Source organism: bacterium, from assembly GCA_021372615.1.
Classification (GTDB): Bacteria; Armatimonadota; Zipacnadia; order Zipacnadales; family UBA11051; genus JAJFUB01.
The window spans coordinates 1-16,467 of record JAJFUB010000054.1 but is presented as its reverse complement, the minus strand read 5'-3'; the positions used below and the strand labels follow the sequence as shown (position 1 = coordinate 16,467).

The 16,467-nt window shown below is 68.3% G+C and carries 10 protein-coding genes and 2 pseudogenes; 4 read left to right on the top strand and 8 right to left on the bottom strand.

The window, feature by feature from the left end; genetic code table 11:
- Positions 1-115 precede the first annotated feature (115 nt).
- Positions 116-3,982, bottom strand: a complete 3,867-nt coding sequence (locus LLH23_08285; GenBank protein MCE5238476.1) for a hypothetical protein — start codon at positions 3,980-3,982, stop codon at positions 116-118.
- A gap of 173 nt (positions 3,983-4,155) precedes the next feature.
- Positions 4,156-5,130 (bottom strand): hypothetical protein, encoded by a 975-nt coding sequence (locus LLH23_08280; GenBank protein ID MCE5238475.1) that lies wholly within the window; start codon positions 5,128-5,130, stop codon positions 4,156-4,158.
- Positions 5,131-5,435: 305 nt separating this feature from the next.
- Here LLH23_08280 and LLH23_08275 point away from each other — a divergent pair, with 305 nt between their 5' ends.
- Entirely contained in the window at positions 5,436-6,494 is a 1,059-nt protein-coding gene (locus LLH23_08275; protein MCE5238474.1) for a glycoside hydrolase, read from the top strand.
- Positions 6,495-6,608: 114 nt separating this feature from the next.
- The gene (locus tag LLH23_08270; protein MCE5238473.1) at positions 6,609-7,967 is read left to right on the top strand and encodes a family 43 glycosylhydrolase; all 1,359 of its coding nucleotides are present in this window, start codon (positions 6,609-6,611) and stop codon (positions 7,965-7,967) included.
- A gap of 100 nt (positions 7,968-8,067) precedes the next feature.
- Here the strand turns inward: LLH23_08270 and LLH23_08265 are convergent, their stop codons facing one another.
- The 5 genes from LLH23_08265 to LLH23_08245 all read right to left on the bottom strand — a co-directional run bounded on the left by LLH23_08265 (position 8,068) and on the right by LLH23_08245 (position 14,114).
- Entirely contained in the window at positions 8,068-10,038 is a 1,971-nt protein-coding gene (locus LLH23_08265; GenBank protein MCE5238472.1) for a hypothetical protein, read from the bottom strand.
- The gene (locus LLH23_08260) at positions 10,038-11,312 is read right to left on the bottom strand and encodes a PocR ligand-binding domain-containing protein (protein ID MCE5238471.1); all 1,275 of its coding nucleotides are present in this window, start codon (positions 11,310-11,312) and stop codon (positions 10,038-10,040) included. Before LLH23_08260 ends, LLH23_08265 begins: the two co-directional genes overlap by 1 nt.
- Before the next feature lie 50 nt (positions 11,313-11,362).
- Complete coding sequence (locus LLH23_08255) at positions 11,363-11,821, bottom strand: DNA-binding protein (GenBank protein MCE5238470.1); 459 nt, start codon at positions 11,819-11,821, stop codon at positions 11,363-11,365.
- 9 nt (positions 11,822-11,830) lie between these two features.
- Positions 11,831-12,871: a uroporphyrinogen-III decarboxylase-like protein gene (locus LLH23_08250; GenBank protein ID MCE5238469.1), complete on the bottom strand. Its 1,041-nt coding sequence runs from the start codon at positions 12,869-12,871 to the stop codon at positions 11,831-11,833.
- A gap of 196 nt (positions 12,872-13,067) precedes the next feature.
- Positions 13,068-14,114, bottom strand: coding sequence for a Gfo/Idh/MocA family oxidoreductase (locus LLH23_08245; protein MCE5238468.1), 1,047 nt, complete (start codon positions 14,112-14,114; stop codon positions 13,068-13,070).
- Positions 14,115-14,244: 130 nt separating this feature from the next.
- On the opposite strand from LLH23_08245, the gene LLH23_08240 reads away from it, so the two are divergent.
- A complete protein-coding gene (locus tag LLH23_08240; GenBank protein ID MCE5238467.1) occupies positions 14,245-14,796 on the top strand; it encodes an HDIG domain-containing protein in 552 nt (183 codons plus the stop codon).
- Between the two features lie 438 nt (positions 14,797-15,234).
- Positions 15,235-15,369 (top strand): annotated as a pseudogene (locus LLH23_08235) (response regulator).
- Positions 15,370-15,745: 376 nt separating this feature from the next.
- Here the strand turns inward: LLH23_08235 and LLH23_08230 are convergent.
- Positions 15,746-16,177, bottom strand: a pseudogene (locus LLH23_08230) (glycosyltransferase family 39 protein).
- Positions 16,178-16,467 lie beyond the last annotated feature (290 nt).

Here is a 16,467-nt window from a genome sequence, read left to right as displayed (position 1 = left end):
GTTCCCCATGTGTGATAGTGGCACTCGTCAGTGACGGCGGGCCGGTTGATAACCGGCCCCTCCAGTGGCCCTCCCAGCTCCCGATCTCCGGATCCCGGTTCCCGATTCCCTGCCGTCACTCGAACTTCACGCTCACGGTCTGGCTCGTATCCGGAATGGCCCCACCGGCGATGGCGGCCCGGAACAGGATCGGGTAGCCCTTGCTCGCATCGAAGGGCCCCGTGCCGGGGCCGAGCTTCACCTGCGCGGCCCACTCGCGCCCGTCACCCGCGCCGACGCGCAGCAACTGCACGTATGGTTCCTTGTTGATGAGCACCGGGGTGTAGCTCGCCCCGCCCAGCGCCTCGACGGACACATCCAGTGCCGGCTTCTCGAGGAACACCCGATACAGTAGCTCGTCGCCCTGCTTGAGCACCGGGGGTAGCGGCGAGCCATCGGCCATCGTGACGATCAGCCCATCCACCGGACGCCGCACGAGCTGCAGCCAGTCGTAGGTGAACTGCGGTCCCCGCTTGCCGGTGCCATCGGGGTTCTTGCCCGAGCCGGCCGCGAAGATGCTGACGAAGGCCTGCTTGAGCGTCCCGTTGGCAAAGCCCTCATTCACGTAGTGCGTGTCCACGGTGTAGATCCCGGACTTCGTGGTGTGGACGCCGGTGCGACAGGGCACCTTGCCGGAGCCCTCGCCGCAGCTCGCCGTGGCCCACTTGTAGCCCTCGCCCTCGATCTTGCTGATCTTCACCTGGAAGTAGCGGAACTGTGGGTCGGCGGGGAAGAAGTGGGTCATCCCGGCATAGCCCTCGGGCGCAATGGACGCGACCTGCAGGGCGGGCGCCTGTGCCCCGCCCACGGGCACAGCGGACAGCTTCTCTGCGTTCAGGACCCACTTGGTGTCCTTGCCGTCCCAGTTGTACTTCGGCGCGGTCTCGAACTTGCTGAAGTCCTCGCGCCAGAGCACCGGCGCCCCCTCGGTCTCGGACTTGGGCGCGACGAAGCTGATGGCCGGGCCACCCGCGGAGACAGTCTTGACCGGAGTCGCCGCGCCCGAGCCGGGCTGTTCGTAGGCCTCGATCTCGCGCACCGTGGCGCCCTTCGTGCCTTGGCCGTCGCGCACCGCCAGGGCCGTGATCCGCAGCTTCAGCGTCGCGACCGGCGGGTTGAAGGTGTGCTCGGCGATGTCGCTGTCATTGCTCCGAATCTCCGCCACCCGCACCGCACCGTCCGGTCCCTGGAACTGCAAGTCGTAGTCCTTCAGGTTGGGCGTATAGACCACGACGCGGCCGATGCTCTTGGCCTGCGGCAGCGTAATCTCCAGCCACGAGGGCTTGTCCGTGTGCGACAGGTGCCAGCCGAGATCATCGGTGATGCCATTCATCGCATAGTAGTAGTACTGGTAGAACCAGGGAGCATAGGCGCCCTCGGCGGCGCGGGCGCGGATGCCCTGCGAGACGTGCAGGAGGTTGCCGGGCTTGATGGTCGCCTGCTCCTGGGCCGCCAGGTCTTGCTCCACCTGCGCTACCGTCGGCAGCTTCGCGCCCGCGGGATCGGCGGTGTAGACATGCACGTCACCCTCGGCGAACTGGTCGCTGAGGGCGCCACCGGCGACGGGGACCGTGCGACCCTCGGAGACGACGAGTAGGCTCTTGACTTTCGCCAGCGCCGGGTGGCTGATCTTCGCTGGCCGGGCGCCCGGCTTATGGTTGACGACGATCAGGTAGAGCTGGCCGTTAGCCTGCCCGGCCCAGGCGCTCATCTCGGCACTGGCGGTCACCTGCGGCTTGTCCAACGGGTGGGCCATCGCGGGTTCCAGGAAGCGCACCTCACGCCAGATCGGCGGGAGTCCATAGCGTAGCACCACCTCGGGCATGAAGAAGCAACTGGTGTAGGCGGTGTAGCCCCGGCAGCCCTGAGCCACGCCCACGAGGTACTGCTCGCGCATGACCCGGTACGGATACGCCGGGGCGGTGCCCCACGGGTTGGAGAAGTGGGCCTGCGTCGAGGAGTGCCACAGGGTCAGCATGATCGCCTTGTCCGGCCCGGCGACCTCGTGGCAGCGCTTGAGGAAGTTGGGAACATAGTCCCACGCCGGCGAGTACGGATCGGGGTTGATGATGTCGCAGGCGCGGTAGCCGTGGGTCACGATGCCATCGAGCGTGTCGTTGGTGATCATCACCGGGTGGTACGGGTCCAGCTCCTGCATGAGCCGGTACATGGCCTCCAGGTACGCCGAACGCGCATCGTTGATCTCCGGCTCGTCGGCCAGGTAGTAGCCGACCAGACCGGGCTCATCCTTGACGCAGTTCACGAGCTGCTTGAGGTAGCCGACGAACTCCTCGCTCGGGGCGTCCTGCTGCTTGAGTTCCTCGTGCAGCTTGATCCTGCTGTCGCGCCACCAGTTGAACGTGTAGTACATCCGGCCCGGCTCGATGCTGACGATGGAGTAGATGCCCTTGGCGAAGGCCTCGCGCACGGGGTTGGGGTCCAGGCCCGACAGGACCGCCGGCGTCTGGATGTCCTGGAGGGCCACGGCGTCGCGGCGCGGGTCCTCTGTCGGCACGCCGCCGTACCAGCCGATGAAGACCTTCGGCTTGCCGTTGACCAGGATGTTGCCCTGTGCGTCTATGCGCACTTCGCTGCCCGTGGCGGGTACCAGCTTGCGGATGGTGGTGGCCGTCGCGATGACCGTGCCGTCGCCCTTGTCCAGCGCCCGGGCCTTCAGCGTGTACACGCCCGCGGCGAGCCCACCGATCTCCAGCTTCTGCGGGTCCGCCAGTTGCCTCGCCGTCGCCCTCCCCGCCCGCACGACGCTATCCGCCGCGTCCTGCAGGCTGTACGCCACCAGCGCCGTCTTCGCCGCCACATCCGGCGCCAGCTGCACCCGGAACACCAGCTCCGGCACATTCTCGGTCGCGTAGATGTTCTGGCGGTAGCTGGGCCGGAGGATCTGCAGTGCGATGGGCTTGTACTCGCTGTCGAGGTGTTGCACCACGATCTTCATCGGCTTCTGCGTGGCCGTGTCCAGCACGCCGAACTGCACCACCGCCTCGCGTGGGCTCCCTGCGAGCTTCAGCGGCGGCAACTCGACCTCCGCGCTGCCGCCCGCGGCGACCTCTAGGGCGGGGGCTTGTACCCCGCCTGTCCTCCCGAACACGTACGCTGTCAGCACGGTACTTCGACTCTGCGCCGTGCCATTCGTGACGGTCGTCTTCATCCGCAGCAGGTGGTTGCCGCTCCCGTCGCCGCTGATCGTCACCTGCGGCGCGCCGATGGTCCACGTGAAGGGCGAGAAGTCCACGCTCACTCCGGTGAGCTTGCCGAACAGCTTCGGGCTGTGGAAGTTGCCCTTCAGCGGCGCCCAGGTGGATAGCTCCAGCTTCCCGCCGGCGTAGCGCTCGCGCGTCACGTTGAAGAGCCACGTAGATTGCGGACTCGGTGGCAAGTTCATCGCCGCGAACGGGAACCGCATCTCCGCGCGCCACACCTTGCCCGCCGCGTCCACCTGCGTGCCGACCTGAAGCGGGAACTCCCACAGCTTCGCGTGGACGAGGCCGTAGTCGGCGCCGGCGTCGTCATACCACGCGCCCTTCGTGTTGACCACGAAGTGCTGGTAGTAGCGCCCCTCGCCCGCGGGGTCGAGGAACACCTCGACGCAGTCGTCCTGGTAGACATCCTGGTCGTGCTCGGAGTAGCGGGCCGCGATCTTGCCGGGGCTGGGCTCATCGCACTCGACGCCGACGTAGAGCGCGTCGTTGTCGAAGAGCACCTTGAAGCGGGTCTGCACTTGCATCGGCGGGTTCGCGCCCTCGACCGCGGCGCTGGCCGAGACGAACCCGGTCTGCCACTGCGCCTGTTGCCAGGCGGCTTCGTCGAGCGAGCCGTCAGGTCGCATCGGCCCCTGCAGGCGCACCGCAGGAACCGTCGGCGCGGCCCACGCGAGTGTGCCGCTGATGAGCAGACAGACGACTACGCAGAGGGTCTTCCGCATCGTCTCACCTCGGGGCGACGTAGTGAGGTATGGTTCGGCGGGGGAGGGAGAGGGTCCTGCCGCAGGAGCGCGGCTCTCCAGAGCCGCAGCCGTTGGAGCGCGGGCTTTCCAGCCCGCGGACGTTGCCGTTCGTGGTGCAGCACCGCAAGGCGCGGGCTGGAAAGCCCGCGCTCCTACGGCGTGTCCAGCATGTGCCGAATGGTGGCCACGATCGCGACCTCGTTGAGCTGCTGCTGCAGCGGGGGCGGGGTGAGGAGGCTGTTGTTCTGGATCTCGGTGGTGAGGAAGTTGCAGCCCTGGCGGATCTCTCCCCAGACGTTCAGGAAGTACTGGAGTTGCTCGCCGGTGTAGTTGAGGGGCTCGGCCTTCATGATCGGGCGCGCGCCCGGCATCTCCTGCCAGGCCTGCAGGATCGCCGCCGCATGGCTGCGCTCGATGTCCTGGCGCGCCGCGGGCTGCTCGTCCATCCCCGCCGGCAGGATGACCATGCAGTTGCGGTCGCTGCCGACGAACTCTGTCTGGTGCAGGTCCAGCCAGCGGTCCCACTCATAGCGCTGGCGCAGGCGCTGCAGGCCCTGGAAGAGCGAGGAGCGCGGGTGGCGGTTGGGCTCGACATACTCGTGCGCGGAGATCTGCTCGTAGACGATGCCGTAGCGCAGTGGCAGCTTCTCTTCCTTCGTGTCGTCCCACAGGTCCACGCGCTTCCACATCAGGCCATTGTCGGGGTCCACCCCGCGCATCCAGGCCCAGAACTCCTCATTGGTATACAGACTCCCATCCCAGGCCGCCACGGGCGCGGCGGCGGTGCCGGTGGGGTTGGCATCGGGCATGAAGCACAGCAGCGTCTCGGCCAGGAAGCGGTCGCGTTCCAGGGCGGTCGGCTCGCCGGCGAGGGTATGGCCGGTGAGCAACTGGCTCAGGATGTTCATCTGGGCCGCGATGGGGGCGGGCTCATGGGCGTGCGGCTTGTAGAAGGCCGCCTTGCGCTTGCCCTCGGCGGGGAGGCTGCGGTCGGTCACGGTGAGGGTCCAGACCGGGCGGCCGGCATACTGCACGGTGTGCTCCACCGCGAGCACGTCCGGGTAGTCTCTCTCCCACTGCCCGACCAGCTTGTCCACGTCGTCCGGATGGGATACCCAATTGCTCATGGTCTCGTCCTTTCGTGTGCCACGCGCCGTTTGGAGTGTGGATTCCCGATGGTGGGCTGTGGAGAAAACTGCAGCGTGCCCAGCCCCTGGTAGTACAAGTCTGGCGGCCTGAACTTGGGCGTCTATGGTCGGTGCGGCGCCGGGAGACCCCCAAGCATGGTCACACGGTCAGCTCTTTCAACACGCTTTTCCACACCGGGCTCCAGCAGCCCTTCCCAGCCCCCGCATGTCGGCCCTCCGACCCCACAAAGGAGTGCGGCAGCAAGCGCCGAAATGCTCCGGCCAATACGCCCTGGAGGCCCGCCATGCCTGACGCCGATGTCACCAAGATCGTCCTTTTGCCGCCCGGACCGGAGAACCCGCGCAACTCCGAAGGCTCCTTCGTGACGCTGCAGGACGGCCGCCTGCTGTTCGCCTATTCCCACTTCACCGGCGGGGCCCGCGACGACAGCCCCTCCCGGGTCGCCGCGCGCGAGTCGGCCGACGGCGGCTTCACCTGGAGCCCCCAGGACCGGGTGCTGGTCGAGAACACCGCCATGAACACGATGTCGGTGTCCTTCCTGCGGCTGCAGGACCGGCGGATCGCCCTGGGGTACCTACTGCGCCAGCCGGACGAAGAGCGCGGCCAGGAACTCAAGTTCCTGCTGCGGTTCTCGACGGACGAGGGGGGAAGCTGGAGCGAGCCGATCTGCTGCAGCGGCGACACCTCGTACTATGTCGTCAACAACGACCGGATGGTGCAGCTGGCGTCCGGGCGTCTCGTGGTCCCGGCGGCCGACCATAAGTTCTTCGGCGGTAGTGGCATAGGCATCGGCGACTGTGTCTGCTTCCTGTCCGACGACGCCGGCGCAACCTGGCGGCACAGCGCCTACGTCCCCCAGCCCGACCCGGCTAGCCCGATCAGCTTCCAGGAGCCCCTCGTGGTGGAGCTGGTCACGGGCCGGCTGATGATGCTCATCCGCAACGCCACCGGCTACCTGTACCGCTCGTGGTCCGATGACAGCGGCGAGAGCTGGTCCACCGCCGAGCCCACCGAGTTGCTATCCCCGCTCAGCCCCGCAAGCTGCAAGCGCCTGCCCCAGACCGGCGACCTGCTGGTGGTCTACAACGACCACACCGGCATACCCGAGGACCGCCGCGGCAACCGCACCCCGCTGGTCACGCGGATCTCACAGGATGAGGGGCAGACGTGGATCAAGCCGAAGGTCCTCGAAGACGACCCCGGCGGCTGGTATTGCTACACGGGCGTCCACTTCGTGGAGGACGCCGTCCTGCTGTCGTACTGCGCCGGGCAGCGTGCCACCGGCGGCCTGAACACGACGCAGATCACGCGGTTCCCGGTGGATTGGTTGTATGAGGAGTGAACGGCGGGAACGGTGAAGCGGGAGCACGCGGCGGCGGGATGGTCGCGTGGGCGCGCGTGTCCTCACGCGCGCAAGCGGACTCCAACCTCAATAGGCTGAGCGAGGCCCCTTCTCATGCACCAGTACTGGCGGCCGGGCGGCAACCAGTTCGTCGGCGACTGCATGCCCTTCTGGCATGACGGCGTCTTCCACCTGTACTACCTGCTGGATGAGGAGCACCACCGCGCCCGTGGCGGCCTGGGGTGCCACCAGTGGGCCCATGCCTCGACCACCGACCTGATCCACTGGGAGCACCACCCGCTGGCCCTGCCCGTCGAGCACGACTGGGAAGGCTCGATCTGCACCGGCTCCGTCTTCTGGCATGACGGCACGTACCACGCCTTCTACGCTACCCGCTACCCGGACTATGACCAGCGGCTCTGCGTGGCGACCAGCAGCGACGGAGTCACCTACCACAAGAGCCCGGCCAACCCGTTCGCCTCGCCCCAGGAGGGCTACTCGCCCGAGGATTACCGCGACCCCGTCGTGTTCCAGGACCCGGGCACCGGGCTGTTCCACCTGCTCGCCAGCGCCTCGCTGACCGACCACGCCCTTCGTGAACGCGGCGGGTGCCTGGCGCACCTGGTGTCACCGGACCTGCAGCAGTGGGAACTGCAGGAGCCCTTCCTCATCCCCGGCTACGCGGGTGTGCCGGAGTGCCCCGACTTCTTCGCGTGGAACGGCTGGTACTACCTGATCTTCAGCAACTGGGGCGTGGCGCGCTACCGCATGTCGCGGTCGCCGCTCGGGCCGTGGCAGACGCCGCCCGTGGACACCTTCGACGGACCGATGGCCGCCGTGATGAAGACGGCGGCGTACGGGGAGCGGCGGCGCATCGGCGCGGCGTTCCTGCCGTCGCTGGAGAACGACCGCGACGACGGCGCGCGTCTGTATGCCGGCAACGTGGTGTTCCGCGAGATCATCCAGGAGGCCGACGGGACGCTGTGGAGTGGGTTCGTGCCGGAGATGCTGCCCGATGGCGAGGTTGCCTTCACCGAGGGCGGCGTCGGGGTGCGGAGTGACGCAGGCCTTGCGGTCGCCGCTCTGTCGGAGGTGGGACCGGACTTGCGGCTCTCCGTCCGCCTCGCCCCGTCACCGGGCACAGCCGCGTACGGTGTCGCCGTGCGCGGCGAGGAGGGCTTCACCAACGGTTACCAGGTCCGCCTGTCGCCGCAGTGGCGGCGCGTGGACCTCTGCCGCACGAACGCCGGGCCGTCACTGGAGGGGTCGCGGCACGCGCTGCTGGGCGTCGAGGGGCTGGACCAGCCGGTGACGCTCGACGTTGTCTGCCAGGAGGACATCGTTGACGTCTGCGTCAACGGCCGGCGGTGCCTGGTGGCGCGGCTGCCGGAGCTGCGGGGGGAGACGGTGTCGGCGTTCGCGCAGGATGGCGGGGTGCAGGTGGAGGCGCTGCGGATGTGGCGGCTGACGTAGTGGTGCGCGAGCCACCATCGCGCATGAGTGCGACGAGCGGTTGCCAGACGCGATCCCCGGTCGCGGTCGGTGACCGCTCCCACGCGTCCCGCTCCCGGCGCTAGATCCAGAAGATCTGGTTCCCCGTGTGGCCGGTGAGGGCATCGAGTACCAGCCAGAAGCCGTTCGTGGCGAACTGCCCCAGGATGAGGCCCAGGAAGAACGGCCGCGCCTTCTGGAAGACCTTCACCCCGCCGTACCGCATGATGGCCGACTTGATGAGCCAGGTCCCCAGGATCGTGGCCCACAGCTCATCCATCATCCACACGCCGCCGAGCGCGAAGCCGATGGGGTGGAAGGGCCACCACATGAACTGCTGGCGCATGACCGACAGCCAGAGCATGAGAGCCGCGCCCACGCCGGTGATGATCCAACCGGGCAGGTTGGGCTCGACCGGTTTGGTGATCTTGTCCACACTCCAGCGCGCCGCCGCCATCGGCGAACCGTCCCAGAACCAGCTATTGAGGTTCGGCCCGCCCTGCTGGTAGGCCCAATGCAGCGTGAGGGGGATGCTGACCGCGACAGCGATGAGAATGCCGCCGACCATGGCCCATAGCAGTGGGCGCCGCTGCCCGGTCGGCAGCTCCTGCCCCAGCTTCAGCCCGTGCGCCGCGGTGGCCATGACGAAGATGCGCATGTCACTGAGCCATACGTAGCTCATGCCCATCGCGGCCAGGCCGGAGGGGCCGAAGAGGCGCGAGCCCAGCGCCGACACCATCACGCCGGGGGCGATGCTGGGGGCGACCGCCTCGGCCATGCCACTCTCGGCCACCACGCGCGTCAGGCCTACGAACAGCAACAGGGCGATCAGCAGGAAGGGGATCGCCAGCAGCAGCGGCAGGCCCGAGGCCGTGAGCCAGACCAGCATGATGCCCAGGCCGATGAGCAGCCCCACCACCGCCTGGCGATACGACATCACCTCATCAGTATCGTCCACCTCCGAGTCGCCGCGCAGCGCCTTGCGGACCACTGCGGCGAAGTGCAGCTTGCCGACCTTGACCCCCATGGCGATCATGGAGACGAACGCCCCCACGCCCAGGTGGGCGAAGATCGGCGAGCGCGCTCCGTAGATGCCCAGGTTCTCCGATAGCCCGATGTGCATGATGTTCATCAGGCCATGCACGACGAAGAAGAGGCGGTTGAAGAACCAGAGCGAGAACGTGGTCTGCTGCTCGACGAGGTAGAAGAACCCGATCATCGGGAAGCTCAGCCGGAATGAGAGCGTCTGGGTCTTGCGGAAGACCGAGAGGCTCTTGGCCAGCGTCGGCGCCGGGATGGCGGGGATGTAGTTGTGCAGCCCGATGAAGGCGCCCATGATGAAGGGAATGGCGAAGCCGACCCACAGGGCGGGGCTGCGGTAGAAGGCCTGGCGCTGGGCGCCGCCCCCCTGGGCCATCTCCAGCGGCAACTGCGCCAGCGGGTACACCAGGCGCTCGTTCTCCACCCACTGCCGGCGGTAGATCACCATCAGGCAGATCGAGACCATCTGGAAGGCGAACAGGAACAGCAGCCACAGGACCAGCGGCTTGACCCACACCAGCCACGGAAGCAGTTGGCCCGGCGGCAGCGTCTCGTAGAAGTACTTGATGGCGCTCTCGCTCTGCGGGTACAGCCACTGGGGGAGGTGGGGGAGGATGGTGTCTTCCCAGTGGTTCTCGGGGGAAGCGTAGTAGCGGAAGCCGGTGATGATCGGCAGCACCTGGCAGGTCATCCCCATGGTCGGGATGGAGCAGGCCAGCAGCGCCATCGTGTAGGCGATCAGCATCTCGTGGCGGGTGAGCGCCAGGCGCCGGGACAGCGCGCGCACCGCGGGGTTCAGCAGCGCCGACACCGCGAACAGCACGAAGATGGCCCCGGGGGTGGAGAAGTCCAGGTCCATGTATGAGCCGCGGAGGATCAGCGTCCCGTACGGCACGCCGAAGGCGATGGCCAGGGCCATGAGGCTGCCCCAGATGAAGGCACGCGGCAGGTGCAGCGGCGCCGCCGACGGCGCCACGTCGCTCTGGGGGGATGATGCGAGGGCTTCAGCCACTAGCCTGGTTCCTCCGCCGCAGGATGGTCATAGGGAAGGTAGACACGGAACGTGCTGCCGTGGCCCAGTTCACTCTCCACCCATATCCGCCCCCCGTGCGCCTCGACCACGAGCTTGCAGAACGTGAGCCCCAACCCCGTGGAGTGCCGCACCGGCTGTCGCCCGCGCACCTGGCCGTACTTCTCGAAGATGTGCTCGCGCTGGTCGGGCGGGATGCCCGGGCCGGTGTCGGAGACCCAGAAGGTCAGGCCCTCGGGCTCGCAGCGGCTGCCGATGGCGATGGCGCCGCCATCGGGCGTGAACTTGATGGCATTGCCCAGCAGGTTGATGAGCACCCGCCGCAGCTTCTCGCCATCGGCCACGAGCGTCAGGCAGCGGTCGCACAGGCTCGTCTTCAGCGTGTGCTTGCGCTCCCGCGCCGCCCCCTCCACCTGCGCCACGGCCAAGGCCACGACATCGTGCAGGTTCGTCGGCCCCAGGTCCAGGGGCATGTGATCCTCTTCCATGCGGTGGATGTCCAGCAGCGTGCTGACCATGTCCACCAGCGTGTGGGCCGACGAGACAGCCATGGGCAGGAACTCGCGCGCCAACTCGACGTCGTAGTCAGCGTCCATCACCGTCTGGAGACTGCCGATGATGCTGGTCAGCGGAGTACGCAGGTCGTGAACGACCATGTGGATCAGATCGTCCCGCAGCTTCTCCAGCTCCAGCACACGCTCGGCCCGCAACTCCTCGAGGGCAGCGCTGGCCAACAAGCCGGTGATGATGCGCAGGAACTCCCCGATAGCCCGGAGGCGCTCCGGCGCCATGACGATGGCCGCTCGCGCAACCTGCTCACCCACCTCCGCCGCCATGCCGCCCTCCACCGCGAGCCTGCGGAAGTGCTCCATGTCCGGCGGCTGGGTCAGCGTCCGCGCAAAGACCGCGTAGCCGATCGTCTGGCCCTCCACCTCAATGGGCGCCGCTGCGTCCTGGAAGCCACCCCGGCAGCGATGGGGCACGGCGTGGCCCGTCTGCCGCTCGGCGCGGATGGCGGACTCGATCTCGGCCTCGGGCACATCCCACTGGCGGCGGCGCAGACACAGCGTGCCGGTGCCCTTGTCGGACACGACAGCGCCGCAGTAGCACAGTGGCTGCTCCATGTCGGTGAGCAGTTGCCCCTCGGCGTCCGTGAAGACCAGCGGAACGCCGCTGATGTGCTCGAACAGGCGGCGCAACTGGTTGAGTTGCTCCACGGGCACCAGCTCGGCAAGTCGAAGTGGTTGCTTGGGCATGGGTGGCTGTCCGGTCGTCCTGGGCGAAGCTGGGGCCGCGTGAGCGGTCCCTACGCGCTCGGCACGTTGCACTGCAGCAGGTGGAAGCCGGTGGCGGCGTCGGGCAGGCGCGCCGCCGACAGACCCGTGATCTCCAGCACCACGATCTCCAGAATCTGCCAGGTCTTGATGCCGGCGCGGACGCAGCCGGTGATCGTGCTGTCCTCGCGGCCGCAGGCGCCGTGCATGTGCAGCACCGGCTTCCCGGTCTCATTGGGGAAGATGGTACCGACGCCGAGGATTTCGTGGGCGCCGATGAGTGCCGTGACCATCGGGTTGACGGGCCGCGCGCGGCCGTCCTCGGGCCCGACCACCAGCCGGCTGCCGGTGTCAGCCCCGCCGACCATGAAGGCCAGCCCGTGGCTGATGCCCTGGTCGGTCAGGAAGTCCTCGAGTGTCTGCGGCATGGGTTCCCCGTCTTCGAGACGGAGGGCGAAGATGCGGCCGAGTTGGCCCTGGGAGTATTGCATGATGGTCCCTTACTGCCACCCCGCCTCGTACGCCGCCTCGTAATAGGCGATCACGTTCTCAGGCGGGCTGACGACTTGCAGATTGTGGCACGGGCCGTGCAGCAGCCCTGGCCCGAGCAGGCGCACATTATCCTCCGCCTCACGGCGGCAGTCGGCCACCGTGCCGAAGGGCAACGTGTGCTGGTTGTCCATTGCGCCATGGAAGATGATCTGGTCGCCGAAGTCGCGCTTGAGGCCGGCGCGGTCCATGCCCTCACAGCGCCACTGGACCGGGTCCAGCACATCAATGCCCAGCTCGATCATCAGCGGCACTACGTCCCGGCAGCCGCCGTCGCTGTGGTGGAAGACGTAGCCGCCGCCCTCGTGGACGAGGTCTATCATGCGCTTGTACTGAGGGGCGAAGTAGCGCTTGATGTGGTCGAGGGAGATCATCAGACCCCGCTGGCTGGAGACATCCTCGGCGACCCAGCTCCAGATGATCGCGCCGTGTGGAAGCTGCTCGTAGGTGCGGCGCATCTGCTCGTACTTGAGGTCGTAGAGCTTGCCCAGCACGTAGTCCACCATGTCCGGCTGGTCGTAGAGGTCCAGGTAGCCCTGCTCCACACCGCGCAGCCACTTGTACATGGCGAACTCTTCGCAGTGGCCGCCACGAACGACTTGGTCCTCATGGCCCGCGTACTGGGCCTGGATGCCCGAGTAGTCCCACCAGTCCGGCGAGGGCCACGAGTAGTTGGCCTCGATCTCCTCGACCGAGTTGAAGCACGCCAGGGGATGGAAGACGGCGTCGCGATAGACGCCGCCGTCGTACTGCGTGTCGGCATAGCCGACACCAAAGACATCCTTGTCGGGCTCCAGCGGCGGCCCCACGTAACGGGGGCCCACCTCTATGATGGGGTCAATGTGCAGGCGCTCGAAGACCTCGCCCAGATGCCGCACGCCCATGTATGCGACGAGCTTGTTGGTCAACTCACCTGTGGCGCGGTAGTCGAGCGGGATGTGGTCAAACTTCTCGCGGTTCAGCACCGCCAGCCAGCGTTCGCGTGGGGTCATGGTGGCCTCCTGGTAAGGAGTGAGTCATTCACAGGACGGACAGGATGAAGGCAGTAGCACAACGACAGCCTGTGGGAGCGGTCACCGACCGCGACTGGCGCTGAACCGGTCGCGGTCGGTGACCGCTCCCACGCCGAAGCTGTGCGCTGAACCGGTCGCGGTCGGTGACCGCTCCCACGCGACTCGCTGGCGGCGGTCACGCCGACTTGATCGCCTCGTCGAGACCGTCATACGGCAGCGGGACGCGGGCGCCGGTGCGCTCGGAATGCCGCAGGGCCAGCGCCAGCTCCAGGGCCGCGCGGCCGTCCTCGATGGAGCAACGCGGCTGGCCGCCCTCCCGCACGCACCGTACCAGGTCCAGCACCGACATCGTGCCCATGTCCGGCATGTCGTAGGGATCGGGGAAGGGCACTTCGCCCAGATAGCGGCGGCCGAGGCCCGCCTCATTGTTGACCCACAGCTTGCGTTGGTTCCCGTTGTCCCCGATCTGGAGGCGACCCTCGGCGCCCAGCAGGGCCACCTCCACACCCACTGCCCGCGCGTCGAGCATGTTGATGTAGGCATGGATCGGGCCGGCGAACTGGATCAGGCCCAGGCCGCCCAGGTCGCGCTCGTCCCCGGGCTCCAGGCCGGGCACGTGGCCGCTGACCCACTCGGCGGGCGCGTCGTCCACGAGATAGCGCACAAGGTCCAGCAGGTGGCTGCCCATGTGTGACAGCCCGCCGCCGCAGAAGGCCATGACGCACAGCAGGTTCTGGATCACGCCCTCCCCGACCAGTTCCTTCGCGCGCGTCCAGCCCGGCTCCCAGCGCCGCGAGCAGTTGACCGCCCCGGCGATGCCGCGCTCCCGGCAGCCGGCAATGATGTCATCACACTGCCGGAGCGTCTCGGCCATGGGCTTCTCCAGGAAGATGGCCTTCGGGCTGTGGGCGATGACCTGCAGGGCGACCTCGTGGCGGATGGCTGTATGGGTGCAGACGCTGACGAGGTCGGGACGCTCCTGGCGCATCATCTCCTCGACATCGGAGTAGAGCGCCTGGACGCCCCAACGCTCGCCGAAGGTCCGCAGCTTCGCGGCCTCGGCGTCGCAGGCGGCGACGACCACGGTGTCGGCGACGGCGGCATAGCGTGCGGCGTGGGCGTAGGGCTTGGTGCTAGGAGCCCAGCGCGGCAACTCGTCGTCGATGGTGCTGCCCATGCGCCCACAGCCGACAATTGCCGCACGCAGTTGTGCCTCAGGCATGGCCCTTCCCCTCCAAGATGATGGCAGCCAGTTCCCTGCGGCAGGGGCGATGTCCTCTGCGCGCGGGGAGGAACGCCGCTACCGGCGAGCGAAGGCGTGCGTGTGATGCCACTGTCGGAGGAATGAGCCCATGACCCGTTCGGAAGCCCTGGAGCTGCTCCACGAGTTCACACAGAGCGAGAGCCTGCGCAAGCACGCGTATGCCGTCGAAGCGGCGATGCGGGCCTATGCGCGGAAGCTGGGGGAGGATGAGGAGCTGTGGGGCGTGGTCGGGCTGCTGCACGACTTCGACTATGAGCGCTATCCCACGCTGGGCGACCACCCCCTCAAGGGCGCGGAGATCCTGCGTGAGCGCGGCGTGTCCGAGGAGATCGTGCTCGCCTGCCTGGCGCACTACCCACCGACAGGCGTGCCGCGCGACACGCCGCTGCGCCGGGCGATCCTCGCCGTGGATGAGTTGGCGGGCTTCATCATCGCCGTGGCGCTGGTGCGCCCGAGCAAGCAGTTGGCCGATGTCGAGGTGAAGTCCGTCCGCAAGAAGATGAAGGACAAGGCGTTCGCGGCGGCGGTCAGTCGCGAGGACATTCAGCAGGGCGCCGACGAGATGGGCGTCACGCTGGATGAGCACATCGCGACCGTGCTGGCGGGCATGAAGCCCGTGGCGGAGACGCTGGGGCTATGAGTAGCGCGTGGGCGGGTGCGGGGACGAACCCGCCTACGGTTCACCGCGCCAGCGCCCGCAGGGCCTCGTCGGCGGTGTAGATCGCGGTGTCCTCTCCCGGGCTGCGGCCGCGCACGGTGCGCAGCGCGGCCCGCACATCCCAGTTGTGCTCGAAGGCGAAGGGTAGGAACAGGCCGGTGAACTGGCGCGCGTGCCACACGGGGCGAGCGGCCCGCGAGATCATCGCGCCGCTGGAGCGCTCGTACTGCTCCGGCGGCATGAGCAGCGGCCCGGCCATGAACTGCTGGCGGTCCAGCAGCACGTAGCATGGCCCCTGGCCGCGCAGGCGCGCCAGCATGGCACGGGCCTGCGCCACGTCGGTGGGGAGCTGGTCGGTGGCGCCGAAGTAGGCCAGCAGCAGGCTGGCATCGCTGGTGGCGACGGCGGACGCGGGCTGGGCCTTGAGCCAGGCCGCCGCTGCCGACATCTGCCCCCGGGCGCCCAGGATCGGCGCCCCGCGCCAGGCCGCATGGGCCAGCACCAGCAGGCCGAGCACGACCACGGGGACCACCCCCAGGCGCGGCCGCAAGGCCACGCACAGGCGCAGGAAGCCGTACGCCGTAAAGATCATCAGCAGCGGCAGGACGCACGACAGGTAGCGGGCGAAGGGCGCTACCAGCCCCAGCGATAGCACCTGCACCAGCACACAGGTCAGCAGCAACGCGGGCTTCGCCTCCCGCCAGGCGCGGCCGCAGAGGATGCCGACGACCGCCAACACCAGCGCGGGCAGATCGAAGTACGCCAGGAATACCGCCGGGGCGAGATACGCCAGCAGCAGCGGCGGGTGGCCCATGTGTTGCTGCGTCCGGGCGAAGCGCGCCAGTTGCTGGAAGTAGCTCTCGACCGGCGGCGCGCCGGGCGCAACCAGCGGCAGCAGGCGATAGGGCAGCTCGCATAGCAGCAGGGGCAGCGCCAGCCCGACCAGCATCGCGGCCGCCTCGCCGGTGAGCTGCGCCGGGCGGCGTCCTCGCGCCAGCCACCCCAGGCGGAACAGCCCCGCCACCAGCAGCACTCCCCCCACGCGCATATTGAGGGTCAGCCCCACTCCCATCAGCAGCCCCAACCCCAGCGAGTTCAGCCACGAGCGGCGTTCCTCGCGGTCCCTGAGCGCGACCAGCCACAGCAGCACCAGCAGGCCCGCGAGCGTGGCAGCGGCCTCGGGCAGGCCCAGGCGGCGGTACTGCAGGAAGTACGGGGAGAGCGCGAGGAGCGCCGCCGCCAACAGCCCTGTGCCCTCGTCCAACACACGGCGGCCAAGACAGTAGGTGCAGTAGATACAGGCCAGGCCGAACAGCGCGGCGAGGGCCGCCGGCACCCACGGGTGACAGCCCAGCACGGCCATGGCGATGACGTTCAGCGCGGTGTTGCCGGGCCGGCCCATGCGCGGGGCGAAGCCCGTGGTGGCGTCGGCGACGCTGGTGTGGCGTCGGACGGCCCCGGCGGCCTGGATGACAAAGCGCGCCTCGTCGAAGTACACCCCCTCATCCCAGGTCATCAGGCCCTGCCGGCCCAGGCCCCACCACCCGCTGACCGCCCCCGCCAGCAGGAGCGCGGCCAGAGCGCACCGCACGGGGCCGCGGCGCGCGCAGCTCGCGTGCCGCGCCAGGTCACCCGTAGCGCGGGCGGCCTCGC

Coding starts and splice junctions, on each gene's coding strand:
- LLH23_08285 (MCE5238476.1), bottom strand. CDS start 3,982: ATGCGGAAGACCCTCTGCGTAGTCGTCTGTCTGCTCATCAGCGGCACA.
- LLH23_08280 (MCE5238475.1), bottom strand. CDS start 5,130: ATGAGCAATTGGGTATCCCATCCGGACGACGTGGACAAGCTGGTCGGG.
- LLH23_08275 (MCE5238474.1), top strand. CDS start 5,436: ATGCCTGACGCCGATGTCACCAAGATCGTCCTTTTGCCGCCCGGACCG.
- LLH23_08270 (MCE5238473.1), top strand. CDS start 6,609: ATGCACCAGTACTGGCGGCCGGGCGGCAACCAGTTCGTCGGCGACTGC.
- LLH23_08260 (MCE5238471.1), bottom strand. CDS start 11,312: ATGCCCAAGCAACCACTTCGACTTGCCGAGCTGGTGCCCGTGGAGCAA.
- LLH23_08255 (MCE5238470.1), bottom strand. CDS start 11,821: ATGCAATACTCCCAGGGCCAACTCGGCCGCATCTTCGCCCTCCGTCTC.
- LLH23_08250 (MCE5238469.1), bottom strand. CDS start 12,871: ATGACCCCACGCGAACGCTGGCTGGCGGTGCTGAACCGCGAGAAGTTT.
- LLH23_08245 (MCE5238468.1), bottom strand. CDS start 14,114: ATGCCTGAGGCACAACTGCGTGCGGCAATTGTCGGCTGTGGGCGCATG.
- LLH23_08240 (MCE5238467.1), top strand. CDS start 14,245: ATGACCCGTTCGGAAGCCCTGGAGCTGCTCCACGAGTTCACACAGAGC.